At 61.0% G+C, this 15782-nt stretch carries 14 protein-coding genes and 1 tRNA gene; 5 read left to right on the top strand and 10 right to left on the bottom strand.

Annotated elements, in window-relative coordinates:
- Positions 1–68 precede the first annotated feature (68 nt).
- Together AACU78_RS22060 and AACU78_RS22055 are read left to right on the top strand one after the other, a co-directional pair.
- Entirely contained in the window at positions 69–455 is a 387-nt protein-coding gene (locus AACU78_RS22060; protein ID WP_106577801.1) for a GFA family protein, read from the top strand.
- Positions 452–934 carry a GNAT family N-acetyltransferase gene (locus tag AACU78_RS22055; RefSeq protein WP_106577800.1) on the top strand — a complete coding sequence of 161 codons (483 nt, stop codon included), beginning with the start codon at positions 452–454 and terminating at the stop codon, positions 932–934. Before AACU78_RS22060 ends, AACU78_RS22055 begins: the two co-directional genes overlap by 4 nt.
- A 19-nt stretch (positions 935–953) precedes the next feature.
- On the opposite strand, the gene AACU78_RS22050 is transcribed toward AACU78_RS22055, so the two are convergent.
- The 7 genes from AACU78_RS22050 to AACU78_RS22020 all read right to left on the bottom strand — a co-directional run bounded on the left by AACU78_RS22050 (position 954) and on the right by AACU78_RS22020 (position 7899).
- Positions 954–2273: an OprD family porin gene (locus AACU78_RS22050; RefSeq protein ID WP_106577799.1), complete on the bottom strand. Its 1320-nt coding sequence runs from the start codon at positions 2271–2273 to the stop codon at positions 954–956.
- Positions 2274–2410: 137 nt separating this feature from the next.
- Positions 2411–3244: a phosphodiesterase gene (locus tag AACU78_RS22045; protein WP_106577798.1), complete on the bottom strand. Its 834-nt coding sequence runs from the start codon at positions 3242–3244 to the stop codon at positions 2411–2413.
- Between the two features lie 9 nt (positions 3245–3253).
- A complete protein-coding gene (locus AACU78_RS22040; RefSeq protein WP_106577797.1) occupies positions 3254–4285 on the bottom strand; it encodes an ABC transporter ATP-binding protein in 1032 nt (343 codons plus the stop codon).
- Positions 4282–5076: an ABC transporter permease gene (locus AACU78_RS22035; RefSeq protein ID WP_106577796.1), complete on the bottom strand. Its 795-nt coding sequence runs from the start codon at positions 5074–5076 to the stop codon at positions 4282–4284. The genes AACU78_RS22040 and AACU78_RS22035 overlap by 4 nt, the downstream gene beginning before the upstream one ends.
- On the bottom strand, positions 5073–5891 hold the full coding sequence (locus AACU78_RS22030) for an ABC transporter permease (RefSeq protein WP_106577795.1): 819 nt from the start codon (positions 5889–5891) through the stop codon (positions 5073–5075). Before AACU78_RS22030 ends, AACU78_RS22035 begins: the two co-directional genes overlap by 4 nt.
- Positions 5892–6896, bottom strand: coding sequence for an ABC transporter substrate-binding protein (locus AACU78_RS22025; RefSeq protein WP_106577794.1), 1005 nt, complete (start codon positions 6894–6896; stop codon positions 5892–5894).
- Positions 6880–7899 (bottom strand): LacI family DNA-binding transcriptional regulator, encoded by a 1020-nt coding sequence (locus AACU78_RS22020; protein WP_106577793.1) that lies wholly within the window; start codon positions 7897–7899, stop codon positions 6880–6882. Before AACU78_RS22020 ends, AACU78_RS22025 begins: the two co-directional genes overlap by 17 nt.
- Positions 7900–8244: 345 nt before the next feature.
- On the opposite strand from AACU78_RS22020, the gene AACU78_RS22015 reads away from it, so the two are divergent.
- A complete protein-coding gene (locus tag AACU78_RS22015) occupies positions 8245–9342 on the top strand; it encodes a carboxynorspermidine decarboxylase (protein WP_106577792.1) in 1098 nt (365 codons plus the stop codon).
- 28 nt (positions 9343–9370) lie between these two features.
- The gene (locus tag AACU78_RS22010; protein ID WP_106577791.1) at positions 9371–10615 is read left to right on the top strand and encodes a saccharopine dehydrogenase family protein; all 1245 of its coding nucleotides are present in this window, start codon (positions 9371–9373) and stop codon (positions 10613–10615) included.
- A 200-nt stretch (positions 10616–10815) separates the two neighbouring features.
- Here the strand turns inward: AACU78_RS22010 and AACU78_RS22005 are convergent, their stop codons facing one another.
- The 3 genes from AACU78_RS22005 to glsB all read right to left on the bottom strand — a co-directional run bounded on the left by AACU78_RS22005 (position 10816) and on the right by glsB (position 14352).
- The gene (locus AACU78_RS22005; RefSeq protein ID WP_106577790.1) at positions 10816–13089 is read right to left on the bottom strand and encodes a hypothetical protein; all 2274 of its coding nucleotides are present in this window, start codon (positions 13087–13089) and stop codon (positions 10816–10818) included.
- 52 nt (positions 13090–13141) lie between these two features.
- Positions 13142–13216: transfer RNA gene (locus tag AACU78_RS22000), tRNA-Gln, on the bottom strand.
- Positions 13217–13443: 227 nt separating this feature from the next.
- The gene (gene glsB, locus AACU78_RS21995; RefSeq protein WP_106577789.1) at positions 13444–14352 is read right to left on the bottom strand and encodes a glutaminase B; all 909 of its coding nucleotides are present in this window, start codon (positions 14350–14352) and stop codon (positions 13444–13446) included.
- A gap of 226 nt (positions 14353–14578) precedes the next feature.
- Between glsB and AACU78_RS21990 the strand changes: the two genes are divergently transcribed.
- The gene (locus tag AACU78_RS21990; protein ID WP_106577788.1) at positions 14579–14926 is read left to right on the top strand and encodes a hypothetical protein; all 348 of its coding nucleotides are present in this window, start codon (positions 14579–14581) and stop codon (positions 14924–14926) included.
- The last annotated feature ends 856 nt before the right edge of the window (positions 14927–15782 follow it).

Below are 15782 nucleotides of genomic sequence, written 5' to 3'. Positions count from 1 at the left end.
AACTCGTTCACCCTAGGCGTTGCGCGCTGGAATAAACTGTGGCGGTACTTACTGGGAGACACACAACCATGGATGCAGTGACCCAAGGCAGTTGCCTGTGCGGCGCTATCAGTTATCAGGTGTCGACCCCTTTGAAAGCGGTCACCCACTGCCACTGCAAAAAATGCCAGAAAGCGCACGGCGCGGCATTCGCCACGTATGCCAGCGCCCCTCGGTCAGTCGTCAATATCAACGCCGCTGAGGATGTGCTTCGAAGCTATGAATCTTCAGCAGGCGTCACCCGCCAATTCTGCTCGCGGTGTGGATCATCGCTGTTCTGGTCTGACGCCCGTGGACAGTTTCCAGAATGGATGTCCATCGCAGTCGGCACCCTCGATAGCCCTTTCACTGCGCACAAACAGGCGCACAGCTGCATTGAATCCAAAGCTGCGTGGTTTAGCGGGGCGTCTGAGTGACCCACGCCCGCGAAGACGTTGCGATACGCAAACTGGAAGAGCTTCCCGAGCAGATCCACGCGCTGCGGGCGCAGGCTGTCGCCGAAGGGTTCAGGTTCCTGACGCGGCTTATCAGCGAATGGGACAACCGTACGAATCGGTTTGATCAGCCGGGTGAATGCCTTTTCGGCGTGTTTCGTCACGGCCAGTTGATTGGCGTCGGCGGTGTGTCCTGTGACCCCTACGCAGGTCCCGGAGTCGGTCGGCTACGCCGGGTGTACATCGCGCCCAGCCTGCGCGGGCAGGCAATTGGCAAAGCCCTGGTCAAACGGCTATTGGAGCACGCGGCGGCGCACTTTCAGGAAGCCCGGCTCACTACCGATACGCCGCAAGCCGCGCAGTTCTATCTGCGCTGCGGTTTTCAACGCATCGATAATGACCACGCGACGCATGTAACGTCGCTGATCGCGCTGAAAGCGGGGGCCTCAAAATCGCCATGAGGCACCGCGCATCGCGCTCTTACAGCAATGGAATCGAATAACTCACAAACACCCGATTCTGATCCTGGTCGCGCGCCACTTCACTGCGCGACACGCCGTTGCGCCAGCCAAACCCGACGTTTTTGAACGTGCCGCTTTGCACCACGTAATCCAGGGAGATGTCCCGTTCCCATTCGCTGGCCGTGTTGCCGGCGGTGGTGAGGATATGGTCGCCTTTCAAATACATCACCGACGCCTTCAGGCCAGGCAGGCCCAGCGCGACAAAGTCGTAGGCGTATTGCGCAAAGGCGGTGCGTTCGCCGGCCTGGATGAAGGTTTGCACGGTGCGGTCGGTGTAAAGGTACAGGCTCGAACCGCCCTCGCCTTTGTTGACCAGGCCACCCTGGTTGAGTTGGGCGAAGTTACTGTCATCGGAGACTCGCTGGTAACCCGCGGTGATCGCGTGCGGGCCCAGCGAGTAGATGAACGCGGCGCTCCAGGTGTTGTTGTCGATTTCGCCGTTGCCGTTCTGGGTGTAGCCGCCGAACTTATACCCTTCGGCACGCCCGGCCGCAGTGCTGTTCTTGCCGTCGGAAGTCGTATTGAAGTAACGCAGGTCGGTCTTCAATGAACCGTAGTCACCCAACGGCACTACATGGATCAAACCGGCAAAGTGCTGTTGGTAATAGTCTTCGAGGTTGGCGTAGTAATACTGGACCAGCAGGTCCTTGTTCACTTGGTAGTCGAAACCTGCGTAGTTGAATTTATTGCTCTCTTGCGTGCCACCCGCGGCCGCCAGGCCACTGCGGTCGCTGGAGCCACGGCCGGTGGTGTGCTGCAGCTGGCCGCCAATCAGCGTCAGGTTGTCGATGTCTTTGCTGGTGACCTGCGCGCCCTCGAAGGATTGCGGCAACAGGCGGCCATCGTTGCTCACCAGGATCGGCAGGTTCGGGCGCAGGTAGCCGTAGCGCAGTTCGGTCTTGGCGAAGCGCGCCTTGGCTGTCGCACCACCGCGCGCCCAACTGTCGGCTGCCTTGCCGTCATCGGTGGGGATCATCGAGCTGCCCACGTGGCGGCCAGCGCCGCTGTCGAGGGTCACACCGAGCATGCCGACGGCGTCCAGACCAAAACCGACAGTGCCGTCGGTAAAGCCCGACTGGTAGTTGAGGATAAACGCCTGGCCCCATTCTTCGGTCTTTGACGGTGCGGCGGCGCCGTCGCGGTTATCGTTATTGAAGTAGAAGTTGCGCAGGTTCAAGTTGGCTGTGCTGTCACTCAAGAAATCAGCCGAGGCCAAGGGGCTTAGGGCAATGCCCAGGCCGCCGGTTAATACGCTCAGTACATTCAAAGTGGCTTTCATCAGGACGAACTCCGGCGCGGAATCCAGATTCCGTGCGCGTAAAAAGGGCAGCAGGATGCACGCGGCCAACTTGGGTTGGCCGCCGCGTTAACGAATATTCAAGTGCTTAGTTGAGTGAAGTGAACCTCCGTAAAACCTCAGTCAATCAATCCATGAGCGTCATAAAACGGATACGGCCCCGGGTAGTCCCCGAACACGCCGTTGTGGCTGATCAGCCCGTGCTGTGCATCCCAGCGGTGCAGCACAAAGCCTGCCGGTTCCAGGTTGAAATGCGCAGGCGCGGCGTCTTGCAGGTCGAGCACGATCTGGTGCGAAGTGCCAGGGCACACGCAACTCAGGCTGCCGCCAAAACGCCGCTGCATCGGGCGGTGCAAATGCCCGCACAACAGGCGCTCCACTTGTGGGTGACGAGCGACGACGCGCTCCAGGGCGGCGGCGTTGCCAAAGGGCTCGCGGTCCATATGGCCGATGCCGCTGCTGAACGGCGGGTGATGCAGGATCAGCAAGGTTGGCGCCTCGGGACGCAGTGCCAATTGCGCGTCGAGCCACTGCAATTGGCTGTCGAGCAGTTGGCCGCCGTGACCACCGGGAATGGTCGAGTCCAGGCCGATCAAGCGCAGCGGATGCTCATCCACAACCCAATCCAGCGGGCCATCTGCCGACGTCGGCAGATAAGCGTGATCGCCGAACGCATCCAGTAATGGCCCGCGCGTGTCGTGGTTGCCGGGCACCAGGTAGCACGGCATGTGCAGGCGTGCCAGCTCCGGGTGCAGCACGGCGTATTCATCGGCGCGGCCAAAATCCACCAGGTCGCCGCTGATCACCACGATATCGGGCCGAGGGTAGCGGGCGTTCAGGTGGTCGACGGCGCGGCGCAGTGCGCCGAGGGTATCGACCACGCCATAGGTCAGGCGGTTACCGGCTTTAAGGTGCAGGTCGCTGATCTGCGCAACAAGAAACGGACGGTTCAAAATAAGCTCTCACGCATTCAGGGTGAACACCATGTGCGGCGCAATCGCCAGGGCAATCGGCGCGCCGACGCGGTGCAGTTGGTTGTCGCTGCTGTCCACCAGCAGCGGTTGCGGGCCGCCCACATCCACCAGCAGGCGGCTTTGTGCGCCCTGGAAGAACTGCGCGACCAGATGGCCGTGCAGGTGGCCTTCGTCTTCCATCACGCGCAGGTGTTCGGGCCGGCAGTACACGGTGCTCGGTAAACCGGCGCCGTGCCACGGCAGTTCGCCGCCGCAGACTTTGAGGCCGTGGGCAGTCCGCGCCAGCACAGAGAAGGCATTGAGGTTGCCGACGAAGCCTGCGACAAACGCATTGGCCGGCTGCTGGTAGATCTCCCGTGGGCTGGCCAGTTGCGCGATACGCCCCTGCTCCATCACAAGGATGCGGTCGCCCAGGGCCATGGCTTCGCCCTGGTCATGGGTGACGAACACCGAGGTGATGCCAAGCCCGCGCAGCAGTTGATCCAGCTCGCTGCGCAGGCGCTCGCGCAATTGCGCATCCAGGGCCGCCAGCGGCTCATCCAGCAACAGCACGTTGGGACGCGGCGCCAGGGCGCGGGCCAAGGCCACACGCTGACGCTGGCCGCCCGACAGTTCATGGATGCTGCGCTTGCCGTGGTGCTGCAAGCCCACCAGTTCCAACAGTTCCTCGCAGCGCTTGTTGCGCTCAGGCGCCGACATGCCGCGAATCTTCAAGCCGTAGACGATATTGCCGGCCACATCCAGGTTGGGAAACAGCGCGTAATTCTGAAACACCATGCCCACATCACGGCGCTCGATGGGCAGGCGGGTGACATCCTGATCGCCGAAAAACACCTGGCCGACGTCCGGGCGTTCCAGGCCGGCAATCAGGCGCAGAGTCGTGGTTTTGCCACAGCCGGAGGGGCCGAGAATTGCCAGGGTTTCGCCGCCTTCGACGCTCAGGTTCAGGTCATGCACGGCCACGGTGCCGTCGGCGAATGCCTTGCGACAGCCTTGCAGGCGGATAGTGATAGCGGTCATCGACGCTCTCCACGGGACAAACGAGCACTGATGGCCTGCAACGCAATCAGCAGCGGCACGATCATCAGCAAAAAGATAAGGGTGTAGGCGCTGGCGATTTCCAGACGCGCCGAGGCGTAGCTGTCGGCCAACCCCACCGGCAGCGTCTTGGTCATCGGCGTGTGCAGCATCCAGGTCAGGTTGAACTCACCCAGGCTCAGGGTGACCACCATCAGCACGCCGGCCAGGATGCCCGCCCGGCAATTGGGCACGACCACGCTGAAAAAGCGCTTGATCGGCCCCGCGCCGAGGCTGGCGGCGGCCTCCTCCAACACCGGCAGTTGCTGACGTTGCATCACCGCCATTACCGGGCGCACCAGGAACGGCAAGGTGAACAACACATGGCCGACGAGGATGAACAGCCAACTGCTGCGAAAGCTGCCGAACTGGCCGTAGGTCAACAGCAACGCCAACGCACTGGCCAAACCCGGCATCGCCACCGGCAGCACCATCAGCTCTTCGAAGGCGCGGCTGAAGCGGTTGCTCATACGCACCAAGGCATAGGCCGCCGGCACGCCGATCACGCAGACGCACACTGCACAGGCCAGGGCCAGCTGCAGCGACAGCCACACCGTGGGCGAATAGGCCTGCCACACCTGCACCAGCCAGTCGAAGGTCAAGCCGCTGGACAGGCCGACGAAGAAATTACGCGTCAGCCCGGCCAGCAACGACATCAGCACCGGCACCAACATGAAGGCGCACACCAGCAGGGTAAACAGCAGTTGCATCACAAACAGCGATGAGCGCTTCAAAGGACCGTCCCCGCGTTTTTCACCAGGCGACGCGTGAGCAGCAACACCGCCCAGGTCACTGCACCGAGCACCACCGACAGCGCGGCGGCGACGGCAAAGTTGGCGTAGTTGGTGAACACGTTGTAGATCGCCACCGGGGTGACGTTCAGCCGCGTGCCCAAGGTAAAGGCGGTACCGAACGCGCCCATCGACGTGGCAAAACAGATCGCCCCGCAGGAGGCCAGCGCAGGCGCCAGCCCCGGCACGATCACGTCGCACACCACACGCCAATGCCCGGCGCCCAGTGAGTGCGCGGCCTCTTCCAGGCTGCGGTCGAGGCTTTCGCACGCGGCCATTACCGTAAGGATCACCCGCGGGATCGAGAAGTACAGGTAGCCGACAAACAGCCCCGCCAGCGAGTACGCAAAAATCCAGCGCTCACCGGCCAGTTGCAGGCCCAGGGCCGCAAACAGGCCTTGGCGTCCGGCCAGCAGGATCACCAGAAAGCCCACCACCACGCCGGGAAACGCCAATGGAAAGGTGAGCAATGCCACCAATGCCGAACGCCCGAAGAACTGCTGACGTGCGAGAAACACACCGCTGATGCCGCCGATCAGTAACGCCGTGAGCGTCACAATCACGGCCAGCACACAGGTTTGCGCCAGGCTGCCCAGGTACTGCGCACTGCTGAGCACCTGCCAATAGCCGCTGCCGTTGCTGTCGCGGCTCTCGGTGCCGAGCACCATCAGGTGCGCCAGCGGCAACAGCCAGAACGCGAACAGCACCGCCAAGGCCGGGGCCAGTGCCCAGGCTGCATGCTTTGCCGATGCGGCCACTTACTTGACCTCGTTCAGGTAACGGGCGGCGAAGGCTTCCTGCACAGCGGCCATTTTTTCGTAGTCCACCACGCCAGCGCGGGCGTAGTCGCTGTCGGGCAGGAACTGCGCGGCAACGTCGGCCGGCATTTTCATTGGGCGCACCGGACGCAGGTAAGCCTTGGCCCAGAGCGCCTGGCCTGCATCGGAGAGCACGAAATCGAGGACCTTTTCAGCGTTAGCGCGGTGCGGCGCATTGGCCACCAGGCTCATCACGTACGGCACGCTGATGCTGCCTTCTTTGGGGATCACGAAGGCAACGTTGGCGTTGTCCTTGTAACGCGCACGGTAGGCGTTGAAGTCGTAGTCCACCAGAATCGGCAGCTCACCGGACAGCACCCGCGCATAGGCGGTTTGCTTGGGCACGATGGGTGCGTTTTTGGCGAGTTTCTGGAAATAGTCGATGGCCGGGGCAAAGTTATCCAGATCGCCGCCCAAAGCGCGGTTGATCGCCACCGCCGAGACGTAGCCGACAAACGCGCTGGATGGGTCGAGGTAACCGACCATGCCTTTGTACTCAGGCTTGAGCAGGTCGGCCCAGCTTTGCGGCACGGGCAAGCCGCCCAGCGCATCGACGTTGACCATGATGCCCAAAGTGCCGGAGTGAATCGCAAACCAGTGGCCGGTCGGGTCTTTCAGGCCGGCCGGAATCTGCTCCCAGCCTTTGGGCTTGTAGGTGCCGACCACCTCGGCTTTTTGTGCCTGCAAGCCGAAGGTCACGCCGTAATACACCACGTCGGCCACCGGCGCGGCCTTCTCGGCCACCAACTGCGCCAGGGACTGGCCGGAGTTCTTGTTGTCCAGCGGCACCTGCACGCCGGTAGTGGCGGCGATGGCCTGGAGTTGGCTGCCCCAATCGGCCCAGTCGGGTGGGCAGTTGTAGCAAATCGCGGTGTCGGCCGCCTGGGCAAGGCTGGCCATGCCGCACAGCAGCACGGTTGCCAGGGTTTTACTGAACGCGCGCATCGGGTGTCTCCTCAAGGGGTTGAGTGCTGTCGCCAGGCCGGATATGGCACGGCAGGCAATGGGAAATTGGGGCGTTGCCGGCGATCTGCGCCAGCAATTGGTCAATCACCGTGCTGGCCAGCAGGCCGATGGGCTGCACCACGCTGCACAGCGTCGGGTGCATCTGGGTGCCGAGGGCGATGCCGTCAAAGCCCATCACCGAGAGTTGCTCGGGCACATTCCAGGCGTTGCGGCGCAGCTCGGCGATCAGGCTGATCGCGAGGAAATCGTTGGAACACACCAGCGCAGTCGGCGCCTGGGGGCCTTGGAGGAACGGCTCGATCGCCGCGAAGGCGGCCTGGGTGTGGGCCGGCATTTCAATCACTGCGCGGCTTTCAAGCCCGTACTCGCGCATCGCATCGCAATAACCGGCGTAGCGCAGGCGCGCGCGGTCGGACTGCAACGCGGGGCCGGCGACCATGCTGATGCGCCGGTGCCCCGCTTCGAGCAAATAACGCGTGGCCAGGGCCATGCCCGCGCGGTTGTCGACCGACACGGCGCTGTAGCTGGGGTTGCTGGGTTGGTGATAAGCCAGCACGAACGGCGTTTGTTCGCTGGCGAGGCTGTTGAGCACGCTATTGCTTTCGGCGTCGGTGACCGTCAGCACCAGCCCGTCGACGCGTTGGCGTAGCAACTCTTCCACAACGATGCTTTCGCGTTCGCTGCTGTAGTCGGTGGTCGCCAGCAACAGGCTGTAGCCGCGCAGCCGCGCGGCACGCTCCATGGCCTGGAGCTGTTCGGCAAACACCGGGTTGAGCAGGTTGGGCACCACCACGCCAATCAGCTGGGTGGTTTGCAGGCGCAGTTGGCGGCCGAGCAGGTTCGGTCGAAAGCCCAGCTCGCGGGCGGCGGCGAACACCTGCTCACGGGTGGCCGGGCGCACTTGGTCGGGGGAAGCAAAGGTGCGGGCGGCAGTGGCGCGGGATACCCCGGCCAGCTGCGCAACGTCTTTCAGGTCAGTCATGGTCACTCGCTTGAGATCGATCTCATTGGCGAGGACAGTAACGAGGGAATATGGCAGTAGCGTGGTGCCAAGATGACGGTTTGATGGCAGCGCCCCCGTGCTCAATGTGGGAAGGGGCTTGCCTCCGACAGCGGTGGGTCAACAAAGAAAAGGCTGGCTGACACACCGCAATCGGGGGCAAGCCCCCTCCCACATTAGATCGGTGTATAGCCACAGATAGTCATACTGCGCGGGTATGCTTGAAAAATCGGCGCAGTAAAATCCGCCCGCTAACCTTTCGATCTGATCCAAGTGCGGGCACAATGCGTGTCCTTTTTTGGCAGGCACCGCCGCAGGCTCTCAAAAATGATCAAAACGCCGTACTACCTCATCGATAAACAGAAACTTCTGGTGAACATGCAGAAGATTGCTTACGTGCGCGAGCAGTCCGGCGCCAAGGCTCTGCTGGCGCTCAAGTGCTTTGCCACCTGGTCGGTGTTCGACCTGATGCAGCAATACATGGACGGCACCACCTCGTCGTCGCTGTATGAGCTCAAGCTGGGTCGCCAGAAGTTCGAAGGCGAGGCGCACGCCTACAGCGTGGCCTGGGCCGACGATGAAATCGAAGAGATGCTGGATAACTGCGACAAGATCATCTTCAACTCCATCAGCCAGTTGCAGCGTTTTGCCGACCGCAGTGAAGGCAAGACCCGTGGCCTGCGCGTCAACCCACAGGTGAGCAGCTCCGACTACCTGCTGGCCGACCCGGCGCGCCCGTTCAGCCGTTTGGGCGAATGGGACCCGGTGAAGATCGAAGGCGTGATCGAGCAGATCTCCGGTTTCATGTTCCACAACAACTGCGAGAACGGCGATTTCAGCCTGTTCGACAAGATGCTGGGCACCATCGAAGAACGCTTCGGCGCGCTGCTGCACAAGGTCAAGTGGGTCAGCCTCGGCGGCGGCATCCACTTCACCGGCGAAGGCTATGCCATCGACGCGTTCTGCGCCCGTTTGAAGGCGTTCTCCGAGAAGTACGGCGTGCAGGTCTACCTGGAGCCGGGAGAAGCGGCGATCACCAACAGTGCTTCGCTGGAAGTCACCGTGCTCGACACGCTCTACAACGGCAAAAACCTCGCCGTGGTCGACAGCTCCATCGAAGCCCACCTGCTGGACCTGCTGATCTATCGCCTCAACGCCAAGCTGGCGCCAAGCGAGGGTGAACACACCGTCATGGTGTGCGGCAAATCCTGCCTGGCCGGGGACATCTTCGGCGAATACCAATTTGATCGTCCGCTGGCCATCGGCGATCGGCTGTCGTTCATCGACACCGCGGGCTACACCATGGTCAAGAAAAACTGGTTCAACGGCCTGAAAATGCCGTCCATCGTAGTGAAACAACTCGACGGTACCGTCGAGGTGGTTCGTGAATTTGGTTACGACGACTACCTGTCCAGCCTTTCGTAAGCTGGCGGATAAAGGAGAGATAAAGCAATTGAAAAAGAACGTTCTTATCATTGGTGCAGGAGGTGTCGCCAAGGTGGTGGCCCACAAGTGCGCGCAGCACAACGACGAACTCGGTCGTATTGCTATCGCGTCGCGCAACATCTCCAAATGCCAGGCCATCATCGACAGCGTCAAGGCCAAGGGTAGCCTCAAGGTTCCCGCCGACATCCAAGCCTTCGCGCTGAACGCCCTGGACGTGGAAGCGACCAAGGCCCTGATCCGCGAGACCGACTCGCAGATCGTCATCAACGTAGGTTCCGCCTTCCTCAACATGTCGGTGCTGCGCGCCTGCATCGATACTGGCGTTGCTTACCTGGACACCGCCATCCACGAAGAGCCGGGCAAGGTCTGCGAGACCCCGCCGTGGTACGGCAACTACGAATGGAACCACCTGGAAGAGTGCAAACAGAAGAACATCACCGCCATCCTTGGCGTGGGCTTCGACCCGGGTGTCGTCAACGCGTACGCCGCGCTGGCGCAGCAACAGCATTTCGACCGCATTGATTCGATCGACATTCTCGACGTCAATGCCGGCAGCCATGGCAAATACTTCGCCACCAACTTCGACCCGGAAATCAACTTCCGCGAATTCACCGGGCAGGTGTGGAGCTGGCAGAACAGCCAGTGGACCAGCAACACCATGTTCGAAGTCAAACGCACCGACGACCTGCCGGTAGTCGGTTCGCAAAACCTGTACCTGACCGGCCACGATGAAGTGCACTCGCTGTCGAAAAACCTCGACGTGCCCAACGTGCGTTTCTGGATGAGCTTCGGCGAACACTACATCAACGTGTTCACCGTCCTGAAAAACCTCGGCCTGCTCTCCGAAAAACCGGTCACCACCGCCGAAGGCCTGGAAGTGGTGCCGTTGAAACTGGTCAAGGCCGTACTGCCCGACCCGTCTTCGCTCGCCCCTGGCTACACCGGCAAGACCTGCATCGGCGACCTGGTCAAAGGCACCAAAGATGGCCAGCCGCGTGAGATGTTCATCTACAACGTGGCCGATCACGAAGAAGCCTTTGCTGAAACGGACAGCCAGGGCATTTCCTACACCGCAGGCGTGCCACCAGTGGCCGCTGCGCTGCTGGTAGCACGTGGCGAGTGGGACGTGAAGCACATGGCCAACGTCGAGGAACTGCCGGCCGAGCCGTTCCTCAAAGCGCTGGACGTGATGGGCTTGCCGACTCGGATCAAAGACGAGAACGGTGACCGTGCGTGGGATGCGACTGCCTGAATAGGCGGTAGTTGACCGAACAAAAAAATGCGCCCTCAGGGGCGCATTTTTTGTGGGTGTAAATAGATAGTCGCAGAACAGTGAGGATCTAAATGTGGGAGCTGGCTTGCCTGCGATGGCGGTGGGTCAGCCAACACATCCGTCACCGCGCGACCGCAATCGCAGGCAAGCCAGCTCCCACACTTGAATCCTCAGCGTCACTACTGCTCAACCGCCCGGCTTGAAGTGGAGTCATGCGGCGGTAGCAACCAATGCTGCGTGGTTGTCCATCCCAGAAAGACTCTCGCGCCATCTTCCGCTGGAGCCTGCTGAGGCAACACTTCGCCGGCGAAAGCCTTGCGCAAACCGCTCATGAGCGGCAGGAATCGTCCTCGAAAAGCCAACGGCTGAGTGGCGAAGTACGCTTCGACAGACGCCAGGGCATCTGTGCGCGCAGGATCATCAAGCATCGTCAGGTAGAACACCATCTGGCGCCACGCATAAGCGGTATTTTTGAGCATTATCAACCGAGCATGATGGTGCTCAATCCGCATCTGATGCCGTTTGCAGATCCACTCAAAACACGCCTGCACCATACTGCCCAGTCTCGGCTGCAGCAAAACCTTCAACCCAAGTTCTTCAAACAGTAACGCGAGGTTTTGCGTGGTTAAAATTTGCTGTTGCTCAAGAATGCTGCCATTGGTTGCCGGGTGCCACGTGTCCAGCTCAGCTCCTGCACGCTTTGCGCACAACTTCGCGAAGGCATCGCTTGCCACTCGCGCACGTCGTCGCCCTCGGGTAACAAGGCTCGCCAGCTCATCGGTATCAATGGCGTAATAACGTGCATAAAGGGAGCCTGCCAGCACCGGGCCTGTTCGCCTGGCGGCATCGGCAAACTTATCGGAAAACTTACCCATGAAGATATCGGCAGCGACCTCCTCCACAAAGGGCAGGTCCAGTGCCGCAGTGTCCGCCAGCGCTGAAAACTCCTGGAGAAGCTTGTTCGGCAAGATGGCGTAGGGGAAGGCAGAAAGCGTCAACGCCGATGACTCAACCAGCGCCTGTTGGGCCGCTTGTGCCACCGCAGCACCGGACTGTCGGTCGCCTTCAATGACGGCAACCCAAGGCAACTCACTGAGGCCAACCTGACGCTGAAGGTTCAACAGTAATAACGACCGCCGCCGGCAGAACGCGCGATAGGTCGAGGCGTATACCATCCTTAGCGCTTCATCGCGCAGCCCGTAGCTACTCAGTTGCGCGGTCATCGCGGGCAGCAACCGCGCAACGGTATCGCCTGAAGTAATCAGCCCATGCTCGATCAATTCGCTGATCGTCCCACTCCGGCATCGCTGAAGGCGGCGCTGGACCGCCGGAGGAATGGCAATGCCCTCGCCTTGCCCAAACGCCGATGCCTCCTCAGCGGTGATCGGCGCTCCCAACTCAGCAAAATCCGCGAGACCGCCTTGCTCGGGATAGGTTGAAAGACGCTTTGCCACAATACGGGCAATGAGGTGATGCTCCGGCCCCGCCACCTGACTACGTTGATTCGCACGCGACGCACGGTGAGCGGCTGAACCCGGCTCGCCATGCTTGCGCACAAAATCATCGACGATTTGCCGTATGCGACCGACTTGACGCCCAGTGAGCGATTGCGAGTCGCGCGAGCATTGCCCAAGTAAAGAAAACAGTTCCTCCACGCGACTCGAAGAGCGCCTGTCGATACTGAGCCTGTTGAAATGCGCCGCTAACTCGGCTGCCTGCTCGTGCCACTGACGTGGGTAATAACGGCACGGCCAACCAGCCTCATAGGTCAGGAGGAAATGCGAAACAGCTGAATCATAAAGCGGCAAACGCGTTTCGATCGTCTGTTTCTGCACAACCATCTGAGCCTGAGGCGGCAAGGTTGTAAGCAACTGCTTGATCTGGCCAGCGTCCACGATGTGAACCTGCGCGGCTGAAACCGGCAGCTGCGTAGAGATCGACGGAAAGAAACGCAGCCGGTCAAAGAACGGCCCAATCACGTCTATCAGCGCACGCGCTTGCTCGGTGCGCTGCTGCCCGACTAGCCAGGCGACTGTCAATAACGCGGCCTCTTCCGGCACATCGACCGCATAATCACAGCGGGCTAAACGTGAATGCAGGGCCTCAAGGCCGTCATCCGTGAGATGCCAGGCATTGATATCGAGCCGTTCAAAGCCTGGGCGAATACCCGGAATAGAGGCGGCGAGTTCACGCTCGTACGCCGTCAACTCGCCACCGGCCAAAAAATTGCCGGTCGCAAAGCCGCCCGTAACGACTTCCAGGGTAACCCAGGCGGGCATCTGCGCAATCGGTGTGCGCGAGCCATACTCGACTGCGCCTTGTAGCAGGTTCTCAATGACCTGTTGCCAGCGTGAGATACGTCTGCGGGCGTTAAAGCGCGCGATTGAGCCGCCACTCAAATCGTGCGCGAGCAGCGCTTTCGACAGCTGGAAGACTGCATAGCCTGCGTGCATGCCAGTCACTCCATGTGATCCGGAGCGATGTCCAGATTGCAGTGTAATGTGATGGGTCCGGAGGCTGGATTCGAACCAGCGCCCACCCGGTCCAGAGCCGAGTGTTCTACCGCTGAACTACTCCGGAACAGAGCGCGCATTGTCGAGCAACGCCTGAAGAATGTGAAGGGCCACGGGCTTCATTCAGTTTTAACTGAAGACAAAGTGCTTTTTTCCTACCTGCTCCATCGAATCGATGTCTGACTGCGTTGTTGCATGGGATACAGCAGCTCTAAACAGGCATCGGTTCGTTAAGCCGCGCAACGCCTAACCAGCAAGGGGATTTCAGGGCATCAACCCTGAATCCCCAGGCCATCAAAACACCGACCACCCAATCCGCTCGCTCAACAACTCCAACGCCTTCATCCCGGCCAGCGAATTGCCCGCCGCATTCAACTCCGGCGACCACACGCACACGGTGAACTGGCCCGGCACCACCGCGACAATCCCGCCACCTACCCCGCTCTTGCCCGGTAAACCCACGCGATAGGCAAAATTGCCCGCCTCGTCATACAGCCCGCTGGTGGCCATGATCGAGTTGACTTGCTTGGTCTGACGCGCAGTCAAAATCTGCTCGCCGCTGTGGGCACTCACGCCCTCGTTGGCGAGGAAACTGAAGGCCCTGGCCAGGTCCAGGCAGCTCATTTGCAACGCGCAGTAATTGAAGTAGCTGTGCAGCACTGCGTCCACGTCGTTGTGGAAGTTGCCGAAGGCTTTCATCAGGTAGGCCATGGCCGCGTTGCGTGCACCGTGTTGGGCTTCGGAGTCGGCGACGACGCTGTTGACCAGGATCTGCGGGTTGCCCGACAGGCGCCGCACGAAGTCGCGCATCGACAGGATCGGCACGGCAAAGCGCGACTGGTTGATGTCGCAGATCACCAGCGCGCCGGCGTTGATGAACGGGTTGCGCGGGCGGCCGCGTTCGAATTCCAGCTGCACCATGGAGTTGAACGGTTGCCCCGACGGTTCGTGGCCCAAGCGTTCCCAGATGGTTTCGCCGCCGTGGTCGATGGCCTGCACCAGGCTGAACACCTTGGAAATGCTCTGCACCGAGAACAGCGTGTCGGCATCACCGGCGCAGTAGGCCGAGCCGTCGTTGCCGTACACGGCGATACCGAGTTGATGGGCGGGCACATCGGCCAGTGCGGGGATGTAGTCGGCGACTTTGCCCTGGCCGATCAGTGGACGAACTTCGTCGAGGATCGACTCGAGCAGCGCCTGCATGTCTTGTCCGGTCATTGTTTCTTTGAATCAGTGATAAGCGGGGCGCGCAGGATACCTGAAACGCGCCGCTCAGGTGGCGCAGTAGAGAACGTGAAGCCCAGCAGGGCGACACAGCGTTTACATAGGGTGTGCATGGGTCAACTTCCAGGTAGGGATCGCTCGTCAATCAAAGGAGTCCAATAGCCCGTACACTGCACCGCTGCGCTTACTCCACGAGGACTTTTGCATGAAATTGATGATTGGTTTGGCCGCCCTGTTACTGGTATCGGCCTGCTCGACCCACTCGCCCATCGCTGCGCCGGCGCAGGATTCCGCCGCATCCACCTGCCTGGCGGGCGGTGGCACGATGAGGCAGGTCGGCAAGTTGCAGAGCTGGAAGTGCATCACGCCGTACAGGGACGCGGGCAAGGCTTGCACCGATTCGAGCCAGTGCGAGGGTGAGTGTCAGACCAGTGTGACCACGCAATCGGGCAACGGCCCTGTAGCGGGTACGTGCCAGGTGGATAACAGCCACTTCGGCTGCTCGGCGACGGTGGAGAAAGGCAAGCTGGGCCGGGCGATTTGTGTGGATTGATGGGCGCCGCCAAAACACTCCAGGAGCGGGCTTGCTCGCGAAGGCGCAGTGTCAGTCACTGGGTGTGTCGCTGACCCGCCGCATTCGCGAGCAAGCCCGCTCCCACAATTTTAACTGCGTACACCTAGAAAGTGCGCGACGTTGGAAACGGGTTCATCCAGCACCGTTGGCTGAACGGTGTGCGTGAACCAAAGGGCGCCACCGAATAATGTGGGAGCGAGCTTGCTCGCGAAGGCGCAGTGTCAGTCACCGGGTGTGTCGCTGACCCACCGCTATCGCAGGCAAGCCAGCTCCCACCGTTTTTACTGCGTACACCTAGAAAGTGCGCGACGTTGGAAACGGGTTCATCCAGCACCGTTGGCTGAACGGTGTGCGTGAACCAAAGGGCGCCACCGAATAATGTGGGAGCGGGCTTGCTCGCGAAGGCGCAGTGTCAGTCACTGGGTGTGTCGCTGACCCGCCGCATTCGCGAGCAAGCCCGCTCCCACAGTTCTTACTGCGTACACCTCGAAAGTGCGCGACGTTGGAGACTGGCTCATTCATCACCGTCGTGCCGAGCGGTTTGCGTGGGCTCCTGAACGCCCCCTAACCCCTGTGGGAGCTGGCTTGCCTGCGATGAGGGCGTGTCAGCTGACATCAATGTTGCTGACCCACCGCTATCGCTGGCAAGCCAGCTCCCACCGTTTTGACTGCGTACACCCAGAAAGTGCGCGACGTTTGAAACTGGCTCATCCAGCACCGTAGGCCGAACGGTGTGCCTGAACCAAAGGGCGCCACCGAATAATGTGGGAGCGGGCTTGCTCGCGAAGGCGCAGTGTCAGTCACTGAAGGTGTAGCTGACCCACCGCCTTCGCGA

Origin of the sequence: Pseudomonas sp. R9.37 (genome assembly GCF_963878885.1) — a bacterium.
In the GTDB taxonomy this organism is placed as follows: Bacteria; Pseudomonadota; Gammaproteobacteria; order Pseudomonadales; family Pseudomonadaceae; genus Aquipseudomonas.
This window is presented reverse-complemented; position numbering and strand designations above follow the sequence as displayed.

What these genes read in the sequence shown, in the direction of transcription:
- AACU78_RS22050 (WP_106577799.1), bottom strand. Translation starts at nt 2,273, where the DNA reads ATGAAAGCCACTTTGAATGTACTGAGCGTATTAACCGGCGGCCTGGGC.
- AACU78_RS22025 (WP_106577794.1), bottom strand. Translation starts at nt 6,896, where the DNA reads ATGCGCGCGTTCAGTAAAACCCTGGCAACCGTGCTGCTGTGCGGCATG.
- AACU78_RS22015 (WP_106577792.1), top strand. Translation starts at nt 8,245, where the DNA reads ATGATCAAAACGCCGTACTACCTCATCGATAAACAGAAACTTCTGGTG.
- AACU78_RS22060 (WP_106577801.1), top strand. Translation starts at nt 69, where the DNA reads ATGGATGCAGTGACCCAAGGCAGTTGCCTGTGCGGCGCTATCAGTTAT.
- AACU78_RS21990 (WP_106577788.1), top strand. Translation starts at nt 14,579, where the DNA reads ATGAAATTGATGATTGGTTTGGCCGCCCTGTTACTGGTATCGGCCTGC.
- AACU78_RS22020 (WP_106577793.1), bottom strand. Translation starts at nt 7,899, where the DNA reads ATGACTGACCTGAAAGACGTTGCGCAGCTGGCCGGGGTATCCCGCGCC.
- AACU78_RS22040 (WP_106577797.1), bottom strand. Translation starts at nt 4,285, where the DNA reads ATGACCGCTATCACTATCCGCCTGCAAGGCTGTCGCAAGGCATTCGCC.
- AACU78_RS22005 (WP_106577790.1), bottom strand. Translation starts at nt 13,089, where the DNA reads ATGCACGCAGGCTATGCAGTCTTCCAGCTGTCGAAAGCGCTGCTCGCG.
- glsB (WP_106577789.1), bottom strand. Translation starts at nt 14,352, where the DNA reads ATGCAGGCGCTGCTCGAGTCGATCCTCGACGAAGTTCGTCCACTGATC.